General features: G+C 72.9%; 19 protein-coding genes and 1 pseudogene. 14 read left to right on the top strand and 6 right to left on the bottom strand.

The features are described from left to right. Positions 1–36: 36 nt before the first annotated feature. From ACLQ23_RS02500 to ACLQ23_RS02470, 7 genes are all read left to right on the top strand, one after another. Positions 37–195, top strand: a complete 159-nt coding sequence (locus ACLQ23_RS02500) for a hypothetical protein (RefSeq protein ID WP_007455302.1) — start codon at positions 37–39, stop codon at positions 193–195. A 6-nt stretch (positions 196–201) separates the two neighbouring features. Next, positions 202–1,077: a PH domain-containing protein gene (locus tag ACLQ23_RS02495; protein ID WP_355592695.1), complete on the top strand. Its 876-nt coding sequence runs from the start codon at positions 202–204 to the stop codon at positions 1,075–1,077. 106 nt (positions 1,078–1,183) lie between these two features. Further along, on the top strand, positions 1,184–2,014 hold the full coding sequence (locus ACLQ23_RS02490; protein ID WP_425880279.1) for a SigE family RNA polymerase sigma factor: 831 nt from the start codon (positions 1,184–1,186) through the stop codon (positions 2,012–2,014). Continuing rightward, positions 2,011–3,267, top strand: a complete 1,257-nt coding sequence (locus ACLQ23_RS02485; RefSeq protein ID WP_355592691.1) for a hypothetical protein — start codon at positions 2,011–2,013, stop codon at positions 3,265–3,267. Before ACLQ23_RS02490 ends, ACLQ23_RS02485 begins: the two co-directional genes overlap by 4 nt. Before the next feature lie 159 nt (positions 3,268–3,426). Beyond that, on the top strand, positions 3,427–4,299 hold the full coding sequence (locus tag ACLQ23_RS02480; protein ID WP_355592689.1) for a PHP domain-containing protein: 873 nt from the start codon (positions 3,427–3,429) through the stop codon (positions 4,297–4,299). Between the two features lie 40 nt (positions 4,300–4,339). Beyond that, complete coding sequence (locus ACLQ23_RS02475) at positions 4,340–4,954, top strand: MarC family protein (protein WP_355592687.1); 615 nt, start codon at positions 4,340–4,342, stop codon at positions 4,952–4,954. 136 nt (positions 4,955–5,090) lie between these two features. Next, positions 5,091–5,918 carry a RecB family exonuclease gene (locus ACLQ23_RS02470; protein WP_425880340.1) on the top strand — a complete coding sequence of 276 codons (828 nt, stop codon included), beginning with the start codon at positions 5,091–5,093 and terminating at the stop codon, positions 5,916–5,918. A 13-nt stretch (positions 5,919–5,931) separates the two neighbouring features. Here the strand turns inward: ACLQ23_RS02470 and ACLQ23_RS02465 are convergent, their stop codons facing one another. Both ACLQ23_RS02465 and ACLQ23_RS02460 read right to left on the bottom strand, forming a co-directional pair. Beyond that, the gene (locus ACLQ23_RS02465; protein WP_355592684.1) at positions 5,932–6,789 is read right to left on the bottom strand and encodes an oxygenase MpaB family protein; all 858 of its coding nucleotides are present in this window, start codon (positions 6,787–6,789) and stop codon (positions 5,932–5,934) included. Between the two features lie 67 nt (positions 6,790–6,856). After that, positions 6,857–7,285, bottom strand: a complete 429-nt coding sequence (locus ACLQ23_RS02460) for a Fur family transcriptional regulator (protein ID WP_053659205.1) — start codon at positions 7,283–7,285, stop codon at positions 6,857–6,859. Between the two features lie 204 nt (positions 7,286–7,489). Here ACLQ23_RS02460 and ACLQ23_RS02455 point away from each other — a divergent pair, with 204 nt between their 5' ends. Continuing rightward, positions 7,490–7,972 (top strand): DUF2231 domain-containing protein, encoded by a 483-nt coding sequence (locus ACLQ23_RS02455; protein ID WP_355592857.1) that lies wholly within the window; start codon positions 7,490–7,492, stop codon positions 7,970–7,972. A gap of 27 nt (positions 7,973–7,999) precedes the next feature. On the opposite strand, the gene ACLQ23_RS02450 is transcribed toward ACLQ23_RS02455, so the two are convergent. Further along, positions 8,000–8,332, bottom strand: a complete 333-nt coding sequence (locus tag ACLQ23_RS02450; protein ID WP_355592682.1) for a hypothetical protein — start codon at positions 8,330–8,332, stop codon at positions 8,000–8,002. 195 nt (positions 8,333–8,527) lie between these two features. Here ACLQ23_RS02450 and ACLQ23_RS02445 point away from each other — a divergent pair, with 195 nt between their 5' ends. After that, a complete protein-coding gene (locus ACLQ23_RS02445; protein WP_355592680.1) occupies positions 8,528–8,710 on the top strand; it encodes a hypothetical protein in 183 nt (60 codons plus the stop codon). A 170-nt stretch (positions 8,711–8,880) separates the two neighbouring features. Here ACLQ23_RS02445 and ACLQ23_RS02440 read toward each other — a convergent pair whose 3' ends face one another. Further along, positions 8,881–9,603, bottom strand: a complete 723-nt coding sequence (locus ACLQ23_RS02440; RefSeq protein ID WP_425880278.1) for a hypothetical protein — start codon at positions 9,601–9,603, stop codon at positions 8,881–8,883. Positions 9,604–9,829: 226 nt separating this feature from the next. Here ACLQ23_RS02440 and ACLQ23_RS02435 point away from each other — a divergent pair, with 226 nt between their 5' ends. Next, the gene (locus tag ACLQ23_RS02435; protein ID WP_355592869.1) at positions 9,830–10,180 is read left to right on the top strand and encodes a hypothetical protein; all 351 of its coding nucleotides are present in this window, start codon (positions 9,830–9,832) and stop codon (positions 10,178–10,180) included. Positions 10,181–10,242: 62 nt separating this feature from the next. Here ACLQ23_RS02435 and ACLQ23_RS02430 read toward each other — a convergent pair. Further along, positions 10,243–10,419: pseudogene (locus tag ACLQ23_RS02430) on the bottom strand (FmdB family zinc ribbon protein); the annotation flags it as partial. Then, entirely contained in the window at positions 10,416–11,093 is a 678-nt protein-coding gene (locus tag ACLQ23_RS02425) for a 5-formyltetrahydrofolate cyclo-ligase (RefSeq protein WP_355592676.1), read from the bottom strand. The pseudogene ACLQ23_RS02430 and the gene ACLQ23_RS02425, both read right to left, overlap by 4 nt. Positions 11,094–11,178: 85 nt before the next feature. Here ACLQ23_RS02425 and ACLQ23_RS02420 point away from each other — a divergent pair, with 85 nt between their 5' ends. The 4 genes from ACLQ23_RS02420 to ACLQ23_RS02405 all read left to right on the top strand — a co-directional run bounded on the left by ACLQ23_RS02420 (position 11,179) and on the right by ACLQ23_RS02405 (position 16,560). Further along, a complete protein-coding gene (locus ACLQ23_RS02420) occupies positions 11,179–13,521 on the top strand; it encodes a GGDEF domain-containing protein (protein WP_355592674.1) in 2,343 nt (780 codons plus the stop codon). A gap of 9 nt (positions 13,522–13,530) precedes the next feature. Further along, positions 13,531–14,493: a UTP--glucose-1-phosphate uridylyltransferase gene (locus tag ACLQ23_RS02415; RefSeq protein ID WP_355592672.1), complete on the top strand. Its 963-nt coding sequence runs from the start codon at positions 13,531–13,533 to the stop codon at positions 14,491–14,493. Further along, positions 14,490–15,803 (top strand): molybdopterin molybdotransferase MoeA, encoded by a 1,314-nt coding sequence (gene glp / locus ACLQ23_RS02410; protein WP_355592670.1) that lies wholly within the window; start codon positions 14,490–14,492, stop codon positions 15,801–15,803. Before ACLQ23_RS02415 ends, glp begins: the two co-directional genes overlap by 4 nt. Before the next feature lie 106 nt (positions 15,804–15,909). Next, complete coding sequence (locus ACLQ23_RS02405) at positions 15,910–16,560, top strand: GNAT family N-acetyltransferase (RefSeq protein WP_355592668.1); 651 nt, start codon at positions 15,910–15,912, stop codon at positions 16,558–16,560. Positions 16,561–16,669: the final 109 nt, after the last annotated feature.

The following is a 16,669-nucleotide window of genomic DNA, read 5'->3' as shown; positions in this document are numbered from 1 at the left end:
AATGGGACCCGGCGCCGCGCGAGAGGATGGCCCGCCATGGTCAAGAAGGTCCTCACCTGGGCCGGAATCGCATTCTTGATCTTCTTCGTCGCCTATAGGCCAAACTCTGCGGCTGATGTGTTCAAGTCGCTGGGCGGCGGGATCATGGACATCGCCCAGGGGTTTGGCGACTTCTTCACCAGCCTCGTCGCCTAGCCGTCGATGGGCAGCCCCTCCGGACCACCCTTCGACCCGGACGACCCTGACCGGGAACGCCGCGAGCGCGACACCGAGCCGATCCCGCGGATCGGCCCCGATGACGGCCCGGGCTACGGAGCTGGCCCTGGCCTGTCAGACGGCCCGTCCCTTTCGGACGACGTCGGCTATGGCGATGGGCCCGGCTATGCCGGCGAAGGTCGGTCCGGTCGGGCCTGGATCCGTGATCCGGAGGCTGCCTATCAGCCACCCCAGATTTCCGAGGACGAGCTCGCGGGGCTGCGTGCCGACGCGACCGGCTCGACCCCCCGGCGGGTGCTCCCGCTGGAGGACGAGCCCAGCTCGCTTGTCGCCCGTTACCTCTTCCCCACCGAGCGCTACCGGGGTGAGTGGAAGCGGCACTGGATCCATCTCACCACCCCGCTGTTGATCGGCATCGCGGCGACCTTCGTGCTCGGCTACCTGTCCGGTTTCCTGGCCGGGCAGAACGTGGGCGCGTTGACCACCATCGCCGTGCTGCTCTGGTTCGCGGTGATGGGGTGGGTGGCGTGGAAGGTCGCTGACTGGTGGTATGACCGTTTCATCCTGACCAACAAGCGGGTCATGGTGGTAAACGGCATCATCACCCGCCGGGTCGCGATGATGCCGCTGGTCCGGGTCACCGACATGAAGTACGAGCAGAGCCCGACCGGTCGCGCGCTCAACTACGGCACCTTCGTGCTGGAGTCCGCAGGCCAGGAGCAGGCGCTGCGCGAGATCAAGAATCTGCCCAACCCGAACGAGCTCTACCTGCGCGTCGTCGAAGAGATGTACGAGCCGCAGGCAGTCGAGGCGCGGCTCGGCAAGGAGGCCGACGAGGCCAAGGCCGACGACGGGGCGTGAAAGTTTTCGTCCGAACATCGGAGCGAGTGCGCACCTTTCGTCATGGACCGGAACGCCTCTGACGTGGCACTCTCTGCCAGGACAGCTTTGGGCGCGGAGGTGCGTGGTGGCGAGCAGGGACCCGTTGGAGGAGGAGTTTCGCGACTTCGTCGCGGCTCGCTCCGCCGCCCTGCTCCGCACCGCCTATCTGCTCACCGGCGACTGGGCCACTGCCGAAGATCTGCTCCAGACCGCACTGACAAAGACCTACCTCGCGTGGAAGCGGCTCGGCGGAATCGAGGCCGTCGAGCCGTACGCCAGGCGTGTGATGGTCAACACGTCCACGAGTTGGTGGCGGCGTCGCTGGCACGGTGAGCGCCCCACCGAGGTGCTGCCGGAGCGGGCCGGCGTGGACGAGATCGAGCAGCAACTCGACCGCGATCTGCTCTGGCGACACCTCAAGGAGCTGCCCAACCGGCAGCGGGCGGTGCTCGTGCTGCGCTACTACGAGGACATGTCGGAGGCCCAGACCGCCGCGATGCTGGACATCTCGCCCGGCACCGTGAAGAGCCAGGCATCCCGGGCGCTTGCCACGCTGCGTCGGCGGATGGGTTCCGCCACCCCGGATCTGGTCGACGACGCTGCCAGGCCAGCTCAGGGCGAGGCTGCCGGCACCGGCCGTACGACCGGCACCGGCACCGGCCGGCCGGGGAGCGCAGGCGTCCCGGGCCGGCGGACTCCCGCAGCGACGCCCAGGGCCGACGCGACGCCCAGGACAGACGCGACGCCCAGGACAGACGCGACGCCCAGGGCCGACGCGGCGGCCCGACCCCGGCCCGACGCGATCGACCGGGCTGCGCCCCGTCCGGCCGTACCCCGTCCGGCCGTCCTGGCCGCCGACCTGCCCACCGCCCCGGCGGCCGTGCCCGTCGGCACCGGCCCCGGAGACCGGCAGTGAACGCAATTCCCCGCTCGTCGGACAACCGGAACGGCGGGCCGGAGCGTCCTAACCAGGTGCGACGTGACGAGCTGGAAGGTGCGGTGCGGGAGATCCTCTCGCACCAGGTCGCTGTCGCCCACCCACTCAGCGCCGACCCGGCCGGGCAGGCCATCCGCCGGGCGAACCGGATCCGGCGGCGGCGTGCCGGTGTCGGTCTCGCCCTCGGGGTCGCCACCACAGTGCTGATCAGCAGTGGCATGGCGCAGCTCGCCGAGGACACCAACCGGCAGGGTCCTCCCATCGTCGTGATCGGCGACCCCGACCCCTCGGACCGGTCGATACCCTCGGCTACCCCCGTTGCCCCCACCACCGCACCGTCCGCTGGTCGGCTCCTCGCCGAGGTCCTGATCAGCGCGGACGGGAGGCGGCTCGCCCAGCCCACCGTCGGCCCGGCGGAACGGGCCCACCCACTGCCGAATGGTGGGGGTCTGCTGGTGGTCGGCGCGGAAACCACAGCGGGCCGCTCCCTCTGGGTCACCCAGAACGACGGGCTGGTGCAGGTGCTGCTGGCCGGTGCGAAGCAGATCGTCCTGGCACCCGACGGCAGCCAGGTCGCCTGGCGCGACGGCGCAGACCTGCTGGTGGCGGGCGTGGTGGGCACCCAGCTCATCGGGACGGTGCGCACTCCCGCGCCGGACGGCGCGGAACCCGTCCGGTTCGTCGGCGACCACGTCCTGGTCCGGCTCGACCCGAGCCGCCCCGGCCACGTCCTGTGGCGCCCCGGCGCGGGGGACCTGGCTCCGGACTCCGAGCGGAGCACCCTCAACGTTTACGGCGCGCTGCCGGACGGACGACTGATCGGTCAGGTCACCACGAGCGACCCGCCCGGCGCCTGCCTGGCGGTGCTCGACCCGGCCCGGGGCCTGAAGCCGGTACGAACCGCCTGTGGCCCGCAGCTGAGCCGGGACGGCGTCGGTGAAATTTCCGCCGATGCACGGTGGCTGCTGGTGAACGGGTCGGTCGGCAAAACCGACAGGGCGCTCCTTGTCGACCTGCACCGGCTCGACACGCCACTGACCGTCGTGCCGGCCGGCCCGCCGGCAACCGGTGCTGTCGCCTGGCGCAGCGAATCGGAAGCCTCGTACGTCGACAGCTCCGGGAACCTCGTCCGGGTCGACGTGAAACGGGCGCTGACCGGCAGGGCGGCCGAGGCGAGCCCCGTGCCCGGCCTGCAACCCGGCGACCGGCCCGTCCTGGTCACCGGCTCCTGACCGTACGCCGGGTCACGCTTCATCGCCTGTTCCCGACGTAGCGGTGCTGGTGAACCTTGGCGGCGACCGGGAGGGCGGCAGCCTCCCGCGAGTAGCGCGGTGCTGGCCGATCGGCGGGCCCGGCGAACGCGGCCGCCGGTCCTCGGTAGCGTCGGGGTGGTGACCTCGCGTACCGGCCCCGCGCCGCGAATCGACCTGCACACCCACTCCACTGCCAGCGACGGCACGATGAGCCCGGCGGAACTGGTCCGCGCTGCCGCCGACGCGAGGCTGGACGTGGTGGCCATCACCGACCACGACACCACCGCCGGCTGGGCACCGGCCCTGCGGGCACTGCCCCCGAGGCTGCGCCTGGTCCGGGGCGCGGAACTCTCCTGCCGTTGGACAGGCACGCATCGGGAGGTGTCCCTGCACCTGCTGGCCTACCTGTTCGACCCGGACCACCCGGAGTTGGTCGCCGAGCTGACCCTGCTGCGGGCGGCCCGGGAGGAGCGCGGCGAGCGGATTGTGACATTGCTGCGCGCCGACGGCGTCGATGTGAGCTGGTCCGAGATCCTCTCCGCCGCGGGCGGCGGCACTGTGGGGCGTCCACACATCGCGCAGGCGCTGATCCGGGCCGGTCTGGTCGGCAGCACCCGGGAGGCGTTCGGTCCGGACTGGCTCGGCGAGCGATACCGGCTGCCGAAGGAGGACATCGACATCTTCCGGGCGATCCGGCTGGTCCGGGCAGCCGGCGGCGTACCGGTCTTCGCCCATCCCCGCGCCAGCCGACGCGGGCCGATCGTGCCCGACGAGCTGATCGCCGAGCTGGCCGCCGCCGGGCTGGCCGGGCTGGAGGCCGACCACGAGGACCACAGCCCGGCCGAGCGATCACACGTCCGGGCGCTCGCCGGCGAACTGGGACTGCTGGTCACCGGTTCCTCGGACTTCCACGGCACCCACAAGACCGTCGGGCTCGGCGCGTTCACCACAAACATCGAGGCGTACGAGCGCATCGTGGCCGAGGGGGTGACGGAGGTCGCTTCGATCTGATCCGCGGTTCGTCCCCCAGCGGCAGCGCTAGGTTGATCACGTGGATCTGAAGCTGTTCGGCGAGGTTTTCGTGACCCTGCTGGTGATCACCGACCCGCCGGGCATGATGCCGATCTTCCTGGCGCTGACCGGCCCGCTGCCCGCCCGGGACCGCAACCGGGCGGCCTGGCAAGCCGTCGCGCTGGCGCTCGGCGTCATCGTGATCTTCGCGGTGGCCGGGCAGACCCTGCTCGACTACCTGCACGTCGACCTGCCAGCCCTCCAGGCCGCAGGCGGCCTGCTGCTCGTGCTTGTCGCCCTGGAACTGCTCACCGGCAAGGCCGACGACCCCAGCCAACAGGTCACCTCGAACATCGCGCTCGTGCCACTGGGCACCCCACTGCTGGCCGGCCCGGGCGCCATCGTGGCCACGATGCTCTTCGTCCAGCAGGCCGACGGGCTTGGCGACTTCAGCGCCATCGCCGCCGCGATCCTCGCCGTGATGGTCACTGTCTGGATCGTGCTGCGCTTCTCCGGCGGCATCGTGAAGGTCCTGCGCCCCGGCGGCATCGAGGTGCTGACCCGGATCGCCGGCCTGCTGCTCGCCGCGATCGCCGTGCAGCTCATCGCCGACGCGGTGGCCGCCTTCGTCAGGCAGTACGTCAACATGGCCTGACCGGTACCCCCGGATGTCGGAGGTGGATGGCAGGATCGCAGGCGTGCGACGAGCCTCTTCAGCCGGACGACCCGCCGCGGGCGGCAGGACTCCCCGACAGCGCCCCGGCGACGCCGAGCAGCTCGGCTTCGAGGGCATGCCGGAGCGGCTGTTCGTCTGCACCCCGAGCAAACTCGGCACGTACGCCGACTGCCCGCGCCGCTACCGCTACTCCTACGTCGACCGGCCCGCCCCGCCGAAGGGCCCGCCGTGGGCGCACAACTCACTCGGCGCCAGCGTGCACACCGCCCTGAAGAACTGGTACGCGCTGCCCGCCGACCGGCGCCGCCCCGAGGCGCTGGCCGCCCTGCTCAAGGGCACGTGGGTCCGCGAGGGCTACCGCGACGACGAGCAGGAGCGGGCCGCCTACCGGCGGGCGTTGGGCTGGCTGGAGTCGTACGTCGAGACGCTGGAGCCGGACGCCGACCCGCTCGGTGTCGAGCGGGTGGTGGCGGTCAAGACCGCCGTTCTCGCCTTCAACGGCCGGGCCGACCGCATCGACTCCCGCCCCGGGCCCGACGGTCCGGAGCTGGTCATCGTCGACTACAAGACCGGCCGCACCGGGCTCGACACCGACGACGCCCGAGGCTCGCAGGCGCTGGCGCTCTACGCGTACGCCGCCGAGCGGGTGTTCCGCAGGCCGTGCCGACGGGTGGAGCTGCACCACCTGCCCACCGGCACGGTCGCCGGCCACGACCACACAGTCGAGTCGCTGGCCCGGCAGTTGACCCGCGCGGAGGAGACAGCACGCGACATCATGGCCGCCGAGCGGGTGGTCGCCGACGGCGGCGACGCCGACGAGGCGTTCCCGGTGGCGCCCGGCCCGCGCTGCGGCTGGTGCGACTACCGGCGGCACTGCCCGACCGGGGCGCAGACGCCGGGCAAGGAGCCGTGGGCGGCCGTGGACCGGCCCGTCGACGGCTGAACCCCGGCCGTGGTCAGCTGGCCTGCGCCGTGAGCCGACCCGCCCGTTCCTTGGCGGCCTGCAACATGGGCCCCTCCAGATAGCGGCGGGGCACCGCGCCGAGCGCCAGCCGCAGGGCGCGCACCGTCAGGTCCGCCGACAGCGCTGTGGTGGGCAGCCCCAGCCCTCCGTACAACCGGCGGGCCCACGCCGGCAGCAGGGCCAGCGCGGTGCTGGCGATCCCCAGGTACGCCCAGCGCGGCGGACCCAGTGTCAGCCCCAGACGGGCGGGCAGGCTGAGCTTCCACGGCAGCGGCGGGGCGGTGAGGAACAGCGCCGTCTCGGCGGCCTCCCGGGTCATCCGCAGCTCCGGCCGTACCTCGCGGTAGTACGCCTCCACCTCGGCGGCCGTTCCCGGCACCGTCGCCGGGTCCAGGCCGACGAGAGCGGCCGAGCGGCGCTGCTCGGTGTAGTAGCCGTCCACCTCGTCGTCGGTGAGCGGCAGGCCCGCCCGCCGGGCTGTGCTCAGGAACGACTCGACCTCGGTGACGTGCACCCAGCGCAGCAGGTCCGGCTCGTCGATCCGGAACTCCTCGCCGGTGAGCCGGTCGGTGGCCCTCATCCGGGCATGCAGCCGGCGCAGCCGCGCCCCGGCCGCCTCCGCCTCGGCAGTGGTCCCGTAGACGGTGGTCGCCACGTAGGTGGCCGTGCGGACCAGACGTCCCCAGGCATCGGTGCGGTAGTTGCTGTTCTGCGCGACCCCGGCCATGGCTCGGGGGTGCAACGCCTGGAGGTAGAGCGAGCGCAGGCCGGCGACGATCAGGATCGGCTCCTCGTGCACCTTCCACGTGACCGAACCCGGACCGAAGAGGCCGAGGTCATCGGAGTCCACCGACCAAGAGTGCCACGGCCCGTCCGACCGTGCCGCTCGCGCGGAGGTGGAGGCGGGCGGTCGCCTGTCAGCTGTCGGCGGAGCGGCGGGACTGGCAGGCCGGGCAGAGACCCCAGAAGGTCACCTCCGCCTCGTCCACCTCGAAGGCGTGCGCGACGCCCGGCTCCAGGCAGGGTGCGCTGCCCACCGCGCAATCGACGTCGGCGATCTCGCCACAGCCCCGGCAGACCACGTGGTGGTGGTTGTCGCCGGCACGTGCCTCGTACCGGGCGGGACTGCCAGCCGGCTCGATCCGGCGGGACAGGCCCGCCCTCGACAGCGCCCCCAGCACGTCGTACACCGCCTGGGTGGAGACGGAGTCGAGGCGTTCGCGGACCCGCCGCGTGATCTCGTCGACGTCCAGGTGACCACCACCGGCGAGCACGTCGAGCACCGCGAGGCGCGGTCGGGTGACCCGCAGACCCTTCGAGCGCAGCTGCTCCTCGGCACCGGACATGAGCCAATGACAGCACGCGCGGTCGGCATCGACAACCGTCTGTCCGTCGCCGTGGTCACGAACACAACCTGGGATTCCCGGCCCAGGACCGTCCCGTGCTGAACCCGACGGCGGCGCCGCACGTGTCTTCGGGAGAGAACCCGGGAAACGACCCGCGGTCCGTACGCTTGCGGTCCTGTGACCGTGATCCACCAGGAGGAGTCGATGTTCGAGGAGATCCTGGGTCTACCGGCTCACGTCCTCGTGGTACACGCGGTGGTGGTCTTCGTGCCGCTGCTTGCGGTGCTGGCCATCGGGTACGTGGGACTGCCGCGTTGGCGGCACCGGTTGGACTGGGCGCTGGGCATCCTCGCCGTGACCGCGCCGGTGACCGCCTTCGTGGCCGTCAAGTCCGGCGAAGCGTTCACCGATGCGCTGGTGGCCCGGGGTTACCAGGGCCAGATTCTCAACCAGATCTTCGAGCACTCCCGGTACGGCGACATCCTGTTCCGCATCGTGCTGCCGCTCGGGATCGTCGCCATCCTGCTGCTCGTGGTGACCAGCGGACATCCCCGGGTGCCGAGGCTGCCGAACCTGGTGACGCCGGTGCTCGCGGTGGCGGTCGTCGCGCTGTCCATCGCCGCCCTGGTGTACGTCTACCTGACCGGTCACTCGGGTGCCGAGGCGGTCTGGGGCACGACCCTCTGACCGGGGCGCGGCGGCGCGATCAGGGGATCAGAAGATGACCCGCGAGCAGAGCAGGCAGACGAGTACCACTAGCACCACGCCGGCCGCCGCGCCGAAGCCGTAGGTGACCCGCTGCGAGCGCTGCTCGGCGGCATCCAGGTCGGCCATGTCCTGCGGAGGTAGCCGTCGGGGCGGTGCCGGCTGAAGGTGCACGGGAGGTCGCCAGCCGGCCGGGGGCGGCACGCTCGGCGGTGGCCCCGGGTAGGCGCTCGGGGAGGCACCGGCAGGCGCGGCGGGTGGGCGGCCCGCCTGTTCGCCGTCACCGGTTACGGGCCGGCGCCAGTAGTCGTCCGGGGTGCTGCCACCGCTGGGTGTCGTCACGCCGTCCGACGCTACCAACGTGGCGGTCGGTCCGGTCACTTCTGGCCGGTGTGGACCGCTTGGTCCGGTTGCTGGTGGCGCGAACCCGCTGACCGAAGGCCCTGTGATCTCCGTGCCCGTCGTCCGGTTGCTCCTGGCCGGCGCGGCCCGTCTGCGGACGGGCTGCTGCCGCAAGCTGCGCTAGTCTTGCCGCTCGTGAGCACCGAGGACCCCGGTACGCAGGGCACGCGCGGCGACGACGACCGCACTGTCGACCTGAGCGACGATTTCGTGGTGCTGCCCGAGCAGACCTCGGACGACACCGATCAGGGCTGGGGCGAGCGGGCCAGCGGCAACGACGACTGGCTCCTCGCGCAGCGTCCCCCACACTGGGACTGACTGCCGCCTCTCGGTCAGCCGCCGAGGCGCTGCCCGGTCGACAGCGGCAGCTCAGCTCCAGGCTCGGCGCCCGCAGGCCTCCGGCCAGCTCCAGGCTCGACGCCCGCCTGCCCCAGGGTCAGCACCAGGTTCGGCGTCGGTCTACCTCGGGCATCGTTCGAGCTGGGCGGTCAGCCGCGTACGACGATCGCGAAGCGGCTGCCCTCGGGCAACCCGACCGCGCGTTGTGCCTGGTCGGGGCTGAGCGCCAGGTACAGCGCGGCGGAGCCGTCGGTCGCACCGGCACCCAATACGTCCAGTACCAGGGCCCGAGGTGCCAGCACTGTCGCCTCGGCGGCATCCGCCCCGCCCGGCGGCGCGGCCAGCAGGTCGACCCGGGCGCCCGGCCGGACGACCGCCAGCGCTGCCGGCTCGGCCAACCGGATCGGCACCCCTACCGCGCCGCTGGGCAGTGGTAGCGGACCCGAGGACGGGTGCGTGCCGCCTTCAGCAGTGCCGCTCCGCCCTTGCCCAGTGTCGGTCTGACCGGCCCCGGACTGGCCGGTGCCGGTCTGGCCGGCCCCGGCCTGCCCAGTGTCGGTCTGACCGGTGCCGGACTGGCCGGTACCGGTCTGGCCGGTGCCGGACTGGCCGTCACCCGTACCGGTCTGGCCCTGGCCTGTGCCGGCCGGCCCGCTCGACGAGAGTGGCCCGCCGTTGGCCTCGCCCGAGCGCCCCGGGGGCCGGCCGACGGCATCGGTCGGCGGGCAGGTGGGCGGGGTGTGCAGGACGGCGGCGGCCAAGCCCAGCAGTGCGGCGACGAGCGCGCTCCGGAGCAGGGTGCGCCCGCCGGGCAGGGCCAGCCGACGCAGCGGGCGCAGCGCCCGCGCCGAACCCGGATCGCCTGTCGCCATCGGGAACCTCCCGTCCCGGGCGCCGTTGTGGCACCCGTGGACGGCAGGCTAGGCCGTTCGTGACCATCGCTCCGCCCTCGCGAGGGCGTCTGTGGATAACCCGCTGGCCTGTGGACAACGCCCATCCGGCGGCCAGACCTGCTATGGCGCGAGGCGGCCTACGGCGAGTCCGCCTATGGCGCGAGACGGCACCAGCGCTGATCCACTCGGGTTCCTGGAAATCGGGGTGTCCGAGTGGCTGGGACAGGCCGATTTCCAGGAACCCGAGTCGATCAAGAAGTCGCGGACCCAGGCTGGCCGCGTGGGTCAGGAGGTGGAGCTGCCCGCCGGGGCCTTGCCACCACTCGACCCACCGGACGAGGACGACGCCCCCGACGAGGAGGACCCCGACGAAGACGACCCGGACGACCCGCCAGACGAAGACGACCCGGACGACGACCCGCCGGACGACGACCCGCCCGAGGACGAACTCGACGAGCCGGAATCCCCACCCGAGGTCGACGAGGACGACTCGGTCTTGCTCGCCGTGCCGGCGGTCGAACCCTCAGAGCCTGCCGCGCGGGAGTCGGTGCGGTAGAAGCCTGAGCCCTTGAAGACGATGCCGACGGAGTTGAAGACCTTGCGCAGCCGCCCCTGGCACGTCGGGCACTCGGTCAGCGGCTCGTCGGAGAAGGACTGCACCGCCTCGAGCTGGTGACCGCACGCGGTGCAGGCGTACTGGTACGTAGGCACGTTCTCCTCCGGTATCGGGCTCGGGCCAGTTGGCACTCGGCGCCAGTTGGCACTCGACGTATTCGAGTGCCAATGGTGCGTCATTCGCCCCGGGTTCGTCCAGCGGACGTGTGGGGCGCGACACCATGCGCTCTACCCGGGCCGTTATCAAGCGTACGCACCCCGTCGGCCGGGGTGACGACCGCTCGGACCGGAAGGTCGTGCACCTCGACGGGAAGCGCCTCGACCAGCTCTCCGTCGTGCAGCGGCACAACGGTCAGCGCGGCGGTCGGCACCCGTGCCAGCGCCCTGTCGTACGAGCCGCCGCCCCGGCCCAGCCGCCGGCCACCCAGGTCGACGGCCAGCGCCGGTACGACCACCAGCTCCGCGCGGGCCACCGCGTCCACCCCGAGCCGTGGCCCGACCGGCTCACGGATGCCCCGGCCGGCCGCCACCAGAGCGTCCGGTCCGGCGTACGCAGCCCAGTCCAGATCCAGGTCGTCGCGGAGCACCGGCAGCAGCAGCTCGGCACCTGTCGGCAGCGCAGCCCGCAGCACCTCCGGCAGGTCGGCGCCACCCGGCTCGGAGCCGACCGGCACGTACGCCGTCATCCGGCGAGGACGCAGCCGGCGTACCAGTGTGACCAGCTCGGCTTGGACGCGCCCGGCGGCGGCGGCCCGCGTCGGACCAGGCAGGGCCCGGCGGCGGGCGAGCAGCTCGGCGCGGGTCTGTCGCTTGGCCTCTCGGGCCGCTTCCGCTTCATCCGAAAATTCCGGCACGCAACACTCCTGACGCAACACCACTACCACGGTCGCTCTGTGTCAGCATCGCAAGCAACGGAGGCGGAACTTCCGGGGGGACCGAGTGACGCTACGCGGACGGCTGACAGGAGCCTTCCTCGTTGTGGTGCTCGGGCCAGTCCTGCTCGGGGCCTTCTTCGTCGCCTCCACCGTCGCGGCCGTCGACCACAGTCGATCAATTGAGCGCCTCGCGGTCGCCGCGTCCACAGTGCGTACCTCGGTCGACGCACTCTGCCAGCAGCTACGTGCCACGGCCGACGCGGTCGCCCTCACCGGCGAACCCGCCGTCGCCGCCGGCCAGCTCATCGGCCGAGGGCTGGCCGCCGCCGTCCTGATCACCGACGTGACCGGCCAGGTCACGTACGCGTCACCGGGCGCGCCGCCGACCCCCTGGCGGGACTGCTCCGGCCCGGCAACCTCGGCGCCCGGCCCGGTCCGCGCGCTGGCCGCCCGGGTCGACCTGCACGACCGGGCCGGGGCCCTGGTGGGTACGGTGGCCGCCGCGCAGCTGGTCGACCCCGACTTCGTGGCCCGGCTGGCGGCGGTCACCGGCGTGGCAGTCACGCTGCTCGACGGAGGTGCGAGCGCCGCCAGGTTCACCCACACCACCGAGTCCCGCGAGGTACGCGACGCGGTGCTGGCCGCCGCCAAGACCACCGACGGCGAACGGGTCACGGAGACCACCGACGGCCGGTACGTGCGGCGGATCGGGCCGTCAAGCGGGCAGCCGCTGCCGCTGGTGCTCTCGGTGCCCAGCGAGCGGCCACCCGGTCTGCCCGTCACGCTGGCCGGCGCGGTCGTGCTGGCCGGGCTGCTCGCCGTGCTGGCCGCCTGGCGGCTGGCCCGGGTGACCACCCGACCGCTTGTGGAGTTGGCCGGTGCCGTGGACCGGGTGGCGCACGGCGACCTGACCGCCCGGGTGCCGGTGCGCAGCAGGGACGAGCTGGGCCGCCTGGCCGTCGCGTTCAACCGGATGACCCGGGAGACCGGGTCGTACGTCGCTGCGCTCACCAGCAGCCGCGACCAGTTGCGCGGGCACCTGGCGGTGCTGGGCGACACCCTGGCCAGCACCCATGACCTGCAACGCATCCTGCGGGTGATCCTGCACAGCGCCATCGCGGCCACCGGTGCGCGGGCCGGCGCGGTGCTGCTCGTGGAATCCGGCGGGGTGCTCGTTGCCCAGTGCAGCGAAGGGCTGGACGGGCGCTGGCCGGCGGAGGACCAGGAGGGCCCGGAGCCGCTGCGGGTGCCGGTGGGCGTCGGCGTGGTGGGCGCGGTTGCCGCAACCGGTGTGCCGCAGCGGGGGCGCGTGGAGGCGACCGAGGCCCCGACGGGGGAGCCACGCTGCCGAACGTACGTGGCGGTGCCGTTCGCCACCCCGGGCGGCGGACCGGCGACCGGCTCGCGTGGAACGGTGGTGGAGGCCGACGAGACCGACGAGGCAGGCGCGCCGGCGGCGGCGCTCGGTGTGCTTGCCCTCTACGACCGGCTGGGCGCCGACGAGTTCGACGACGACGACCTCGTCACCCTGCGCACCTTCGCCGGGCACGCGGCAGTGGCGGTGGACAACGTCCGGGTGCACGAGGAGGCGCAGCGGCTCTCCCTCACCGATCCGCTCACCGGGCTGTGGAACTACCGCTACCTGAGCGAGTCGATCCGGCGGGAGGTGGAGAGGGCCAGCCGGTTCGGCCGGATGCTCAGCGTGCTCGCCCTCGACCTGGACCGCTTCAAGGACGTCAACGACACGTACGGGCACGCGGCGGGGGACACGGTGCTTGCCGAGTTCGCCCAGCGGGTGCGCGGCGAGATCCGCGAGGTGGACCTCGCCTTCCGGCAGGGCGGCGAGGAGTTCGTGCTGCTCCTGCCTGAGACCGACGCCCGGGGTGCGGCGATCGTCGCGGAACGGCTGGGCGCGGCGGTACGGGAGACGCCGGTGGCCGTCGAGGCGTACGCCGGGCCGGTCGTGGTGACCGTGTCGGTGGGCATCGCCGTCTACCCGCACCACGGCACCACCGGACGGGAGGTGCTGGAAGCCGCCGACGACGCCCTGTACGCGGCCAAGGCGGCCGGTCGGGACACCTATCGGGTCGCCGAGATCCGCCCCGACGTGCCGATGTGCGAGATCCCGGTGTCCTCGGGCGCCGTCAGCCCACCCGACGGGCTGCCGCGCGCCGGCCAGCCCGTGCACGCCCAACGGGAGCCGGGCGGGCCCGCCCGGTCGGAGTCGGCTGCGGGCGTACCCGAATCGAACCCGCCGGGGCCGGCGCACGCCCGGCCGGAGCCGACCGACGACGCGGCCGCCACCACCGGGGAAGGCTCGCGGGCCGGCCCGGACGCCGGGCGGCCGGGGCCGGGCGGCGGCGCGTCTTCTGGGCCACACCCGCCGCGGCAGAGCCGTGGCCGATAGTCTCGCGGCATGTCGGAGCACTCAGCGAACCCCTCATCGACGGTCGCCGCAACCGGCCGTCCCCTGGCGGTCAAGGCCGTCATCCCGGCCGCCGGACTGGCCACCCGCTTCCTGCCGGCCACCAAGGCGGTGCCCAAGGAACTGCTACCGGTGGTTGACCGGCCCGTGTTGCAGTACATCGTCGAGGAGGCAACCCAGGCCGGCATCGGCGACGTGTTGCTGATCACCGGGCGGGGTAAGACGTCGATGGTGGACCACTTCGACCGTCGCCCCGACCTGGAGGCCAGGCTCGAGGAGAAGGGCGACGCGGAACGGCTGGCCGCCGTGCGTGGGCCCAGTGAGCTGGCCGAGATCTACACCGTCCGGCAGCCGGAGCAGCTCGGGCTCGGTCACGCAGTCGGGTACGCCGAGTCGCACGTCGGCGACCAGCCGTTCGCTGTGCTGCTCGGCGACGAGTTCGTCAAGCCGTCCGAGCCGCTGCTGCCGGCCATGCTCGAGTTGCAGGCCCGCACCGGCGGCGTGGTGCTCGCCTTCTTCGAGGTCGACCCGGCCGACACCAAGCGGTACGGCATCGCCTCCGTCGAGCCCGCCGAGTCGGAGCTGACCGACATCGGCGAGGTCGTCAAGGTGACAGGCATGGTGGAGAAGCCGCAGCCGGAGGACGCCCCGAGCAACCTCGCAGTGCTCGGCCGGTACGTCCTGCCGGGGAAGATCTTCGACGCGATCCGGCGGACCAAGCCGGGCAGCGGCGGCGAGATCCAGCTGACCGACGCCATGGAGTTGCTGCGCACCGAGGGCACCCCGGTGCACGCGATCGTCTACCGGGGCACCCGCTACGACACCGGCATGCCGCTGGGTTACCTCCAGACGGTCGTGCAGATCGCCGCCGAGCGCGAGGATCTCGGCACCGAGTTCCGCTCCTGGCTGGCCGACTTCGTGCGGACCGACGCGGCAGGCGGATCTGGTACATGACAGCTACGGCCGACGCCGAGGCGGCCGCGAACGAGTTGACGCCGCTCGCCGACTACCTGGGCAGCGTGCTGCGCAGGTTACGAGCGCTGCCGCCACTCGACCTCGACCTCACCCAGGCGCACGGCAACGTCCTCGCCGAGGACGTCGTCGCGCCGCACGCCTTCCCGGCCTTCGACCAGGCGGCCGTGGACGGGTACGCGGCCCGCTGGGAGGACATCTCCGGAGGGGGCCGGGGTCCGAGCTACATCCCGGCCCCCTCCGGTACGCCCGGTGGGCGGACCATCCGGCTCAACGTGGTCGGCGACCTGGGCGCGGCGAGCTGGCGACCGGTGCGGCTCACCCCGGGCTCGTGTTTCTCGGTGGCCGCCGGGGCGCCGCTGCCGGTCGCCGCCGACGTCGTGGTCCCTGTCGAATGGACCGACCAGGGCATGGCCGCCGTCGAGATCTTCCGCGCCCCCAAGCGGGGGTACGGGGTGCGCCGCGCCGGTGAGGAGTTGGCCGCCGGCACCCTGCTCGCCCGTGCCGGCACGTACGTCTCCCCGGCGCTGGTAGCGGTCTTCGCCGCCACCGGCATCGGGCACGTGGTGGTCCGGCCCAGCCCACGGGTCGTCATCGTGGCCACCGGCGACGAGCTTGTCGACGTCGGCCGGGGCAGCCAGCCCGGGCAGGTGGTGGACGCCAACTCGCACGCGCTGACCGCAGCCGCTGCCGAGGTGGGCGCCCTGGCGTACCGGGTGGGCATCTGCGACGACGACCCGGAAGGGCTGCGCGGGCTTCTGGAGGACCAGACCCTGCGCGCCGACCTGATCATCACGACGGGCGGTACCGGCACCGGTCCCGGCGACATGGTGCGCCGGATCCTGTCCCGCCGTGAGGGTGGCCGGGCCGGCCCTGTCACCTTCACCGATGTGGCGCTCTATCCGGGCACCGCGCTCGGCTTCGGCACTGTCGGCGCGGAGGAGGTGCCGGTGGTCTGCCTGCCCGGCGATCCCGGCGCGGCGCTTATCGGCTTCGAGGTGCTGGCGCGTCCCGCCATCCAACTGCTCGCCGGCGCCGAGCCGGTGTTCCGTCCCAGCGTCCGCGCGCACCTGCTGGAGACCGTGTCGTCCCCGGGTGGGCTACGGGAGTTCCGGCCCGCGCACGTCGCCGAGCGGCGTGGCGGCGGGTACACGGTGCAGCCGCTCAGCGGCGGGCCGTTCACACTGTCCGGGCTGGCCGAGGCGAACGGCCTGCTGGTGCTCGGCGAGCGGGTCACCACCGCCGCCGCCGGCTCCACCGTGGACGTACTGCTGCTCGATCGCCGTCGGTGACGGTTGCCCGATCTGCCCGCTCGCGGTCCGCTCCCGCGATGCGTGGTCGGCGGTTCATCGCGGGTCCACTTGCGCGCGACAGGGTCCCGCGCGGGAGACTGTGCGTGTGAGTCTCTTCGGACCCGCGCGGGCACCCGGCTGGCCGGCGGTGCTGGCCGACGGCCCGGTGCTGCTGCGCCCCTACCGGCGCTCCGACGCGGCGGCCTGGTCGGAGGTACGCCGGGCCAACCGGGCCTGGCTGGCGCCCTGGGAGTCGTCGCTGCCCGGCAGTTGGGACGAACTGAACTCGCCTGCCGCGTTCCGCTGGGTGCACCGCGACCAACGCCGGTCGGCCCGCGAGGGCGAGGGCATGCCGTTCGCCGTCTGCCTGCGCGAGGGCGATCGGGAACGACTGGTCGGGCACCTCAACGTGGGCAGCATCGTCCGGCGCGCCTTCTGCTCCGGGTACGTCGGCTACTGGGTGGACGCCCGGGTCGCCGGGCAGGGCGTGATCCCGACCGCGCTCGCGCTCGCCGTGGACCACGCGTTCGGGCCGGGTGGGCTGCACCGGGTGGAGGTCAACATCCGGCCGGAGAACCGGCCGTCCCGGCGGGTGGTGGAGAAACTCGGCTTCCGCGAGGAGGCGTACCACGTGCGCTACATGCACATCGACGGCGCCTGGCGGGACCACATCGGATACGCGATGACAAGCGAGGAGATCGCCGCCGAGGGCGGTCTTCTGGCCCGGTGGCACCGGGTACGCGCCAACGCCCGGTGAGCCGTCCCACGCACGGGATCGGCGCGGCGCGGTGGCATCCCGGTCGGTGAGCCGTAACCTCAAGTAACTGCAAGCTGTGGCAAGCGTTCCCCGTCCGGACGATCTACGC

The sequence above is a fragment of the Micromonospora sp. DT41 genome (assembly GCF_049841715.1).
Taxonomy (GTDB): Bacteria; Actinomycetota; Actinomycetes; order Mycobacteriales; family Micromonosporaceae; genus Micromonospora; species Micromonospora profundi.
Note: the sequence above shows the minus strand (reverse complement) of the source record. Positions and strands in the feature narration are given on the sequence as shown.

Coding starts and splice junctions, on each gene's coding strand:
- ACLQ23_RS02470 (WP_425880340.1), top strand. CDS start 5,091: ATGCCGGAGCGGCTGTTCGTCTGCACCCCGAGCAAACTCGGCACGTAC.
- ACLQ23_RS02500 (WP_007455302.1), top strand. CDS start 37: ATGGTCAAGAAGGTCCTCACCTGGGCCGGAATCGCATTCTTGATCTTC.
- ACLQ23_RS02460 (WP_053659205.1), bottom strand. CDS start 7,285: ATGTCCGGTGCCGAGGAGCAGCTGCGCTCGAAGGGTCTGCGGGTCACC.
- glp (WP_355592670.1), top strand. CDS start 14,490: ATGACAGCTACGGCCGACGCCGAGGCGGCCGCGAACGAGTTGACGCCG.
- ACLQ23_RS02415 (WP_355592672.1), top strand. CDS start 13,531: ATGTCGGAGCACTCAGCGAACCCCTCATCGACGGTCGCCGCAACCGGC.
- ACLQ23_RS02440 (WP_425880278.1), bottom strand. CDS start 9,603: ATGGCGACAGGCGATCCGGGTTCGGCGCGGGCGCTGCGCCCGCTGCGT.
- ACLQ23_RS02455 (WP_355592857.1), top strand. CDS start 7,490: ATGTTCGAGGAGATCCTGGGTCTACCGGCTCACGTCCTCGTGGTACAC.
- ACLQ23_RS02495 (WP_355592695.1), top strand. CDS start 202: ATGGGCAGCCCCTCCGGACCACCCTTCGACCCGGACGACCCTGACCGG.